Origin of the sequence: Acidovorax sp. FJL06 (assembly GCF_003852545.1) — a bacterium.
GTDB lineage: Bacteria > Pseudomonadota > Gammaproteobacteria > Burkholderiales > Burkholderiaceae_C > Acidovorax.
Genome location: NZ_QAJR01000070.1, coordinates 1 through 938, shown reverse-complemented (window position 1 = coordinate 938; position 938 = coordinate 1). Strand labels below are relative to the sequence as shown.

The following is a 938-nucleotide window of genomic DNA, read 5'->3' as shown; positions in this document are numbered from 1 at the left end:
CCGCCCTGCCCGGCCCCTGGGATCTGATCCTGTGCAACCCGCCCTATGTGAACGCCGCCAGCATGGCCGCGCTGCCCAGCGAATACCGGGCCGAGCCCGAACTGGCCCTGGCCGGTGGCGATGACGGCATGGACTTTGTGCGCCAGCTCTTTGCTGCCGCGCCCGCCTGCATGAGCGAAGAGGCCGTGATCATTCTGGAGATCGGCAACGAGCGCGCGTACTTCGAAGCCGCGTTCCCCCAACTGCCTGTTTTCTGGCTGGATACCAGCGCTGGAGAAGACCAGGTTTTGCTGGTCACCCGGCAGGCCCTGGCCGCCCAAACCCGGCTCGCGGCACAATAGAGGGTTGCGCGCCACTGCCGCCTGCATCGGCAGCACCGTTTGCCGTGGCTGCACGGCCCCCTGCTTTTGAATCAGGACTTACGAAAACAAGGTTGGAACAACAGGTGGCTCACCATGGCGGCCCGCTTGCTGGAACCCTGTTTTGCGTAAGTCGTAAGAATGTTTGAATGCCACCCGCCTTGTGCGGGTGCGTTTTTTTCTGAACCCCGGATGATCACCCTCAAGAACGTTACCCTGCGCCGAGGCACGAAAGTCGTGCTCGGCAGCGTTTCCACCACCATCAACCCCGGCGAAAACGTCGGCCTGGTGGGCCGCAACGGCGCAGGCAAGTCCAGCCTGTTCGCGCTGCTCAGCGGCAAGCTGCACGAAGACGGCGGGGATTTCCATATCCCCTCCAGCTGGCGCATGGCCGAGGTGGCGCAGAACATGCCCGAAACCGACCAGTCGGCCACCGCCTTCGTGCTGGAGGGTGACACCCGCCTGGCCGAAGTTCAGCAGCAACTGGCCGACGCCGAAGCCAGCGACGACGGGATGGCCATTGCCCACGCCTATTCGGACCTGCACGATGCCGGTGCGCACGACGCCGTGGCCCGCGCC

At 64.7% G+C, this 938-nt stretch carries 1 protein-coding gene and 1 pseudogene; both read left to right on the top strand.

Features of this window, described 5'->3' with window-relative positions; translation table 11 throughout:
- Positions 1-341 (top strand): annotated as a pseudogene (locus DBV10_RS23250) (50S ribosomal protein L3 N(5)-glutamine methyltransferase); the annotation flags it as partial.
- A gap of 210 nt (positions 342-551) precedes the next feature.
- Positions 552-938: ATP-binding cassette domain-containing protein (locus DBV10_RS22480; protein WP_124515765.1), on the top strand; the 387-nt coding region annotated here is incomplete at its 3' end.